General features: G+C 54.0%; 1 protein-coding gene. It reads right to left on the reverse strand.

Annotation, left to right across the window (positions count from 1 at the left end):
• Nucleotides 1-127: 127 nt before the first annotated feature.
• Nucleotides 128-1,005 (reverse strand): DUF637 domain-containing protein (locus tag TU79_RS24860; protein ID WP_169793823.1); only part of this gene is annotated, 878 nt, incomplete at its 5' end.

Consider the following 1,005-nt stretch of genomic DNA (forward strand, 5'->3'; position numbering starts at 1 on the left):
ACTCACTGAACATTCCAGTGATTTTTTCCAGCCAGCCAGCTGCTCGCGCGCCCAACAATTCCGGAAAAAGTCCCGTCAGTATAAATACGGATACATTTTCTTTCAGCTTGTCGATTTCTGGCACGGGCTATTGACGCGAAATTCCATTTTCGTCAAACAGATTCGTAGGATCAAGATGGAACCCTTGATCATTGTACTTCTCCGCCGTACCTCCGATCAGACTACCTGTCGCTGGATTGCCACCCGCTGCACCTGCCGCAATCAATCCAATGATCTGCGCCGTTCCAATCTTCAGTTGGCTTCCTGCGGCACTCAAGTCGCTTGCGTCAAAGCGTGAGCTGACGAACTCAGCCAACAGGCCATTCGCAATCGGCGTCAACCCTTCCGCTACACCACCCGCGACGGCCCCACTAGCGAAACTTTCGCCCCGAGCCTTGGAAATCAAACCGCCCAACGCTGCATGCAATATCAGCTTTTCAGCGACCTGAGGCGTTACATCCAGGCCTGCTGCGAGATCACCAATTGCCTTGTTGCCTATCGCCGCACCTAGATCAATGCCTTCACCAATCAGCGCGGCCCCTAAGTTGGAGCCAAAACTCCCACCGTTGATGGCCGTAGACACCCCGCTATTGATCAGTGCATGGGTGCCGCTTCGCAGCAAGGTATTAGCCCAGTTTTCGGGTTTAAGCATGCTGGATGCATAGCCGGGGTTCTGCAGAGGCCCACTTGAGATGACGCTTGATCCGCCATTCGCCGCTCCGCTCGCATCCGAGAACCATTTGGTATCTGCGTAATCGATTAGCCCCGCAGTCACACCTGCGATAGCGGCATTTTTAAGACTGCTGGTGCTGAATGTGTCCTTAATCGCGACGCCCAGGTTTCCCTTATTGGAAACTGCACTGTTAATCGCGGTGCTGGATAGACTAACTGCCACAGCTGCCTGAGTAGTGGATAGGCCGAGGCCTGCGGGCCCCATGACCAAGGACAAAGCGATAGCGAGGATAA

Origin of the sequence: Pseudomonas trivialis (assembly GCF_001439805.1) — a bacterium.
In the GTDB taxonomy this organism is placed as follows: domain Bacteria; phylum Pseudomonadota; class Gammaproteobacteria; order Pseudomonadales; family Pseudomonadaceae; genus Aquipseudomonas; species Aquipseudomonas trivialis.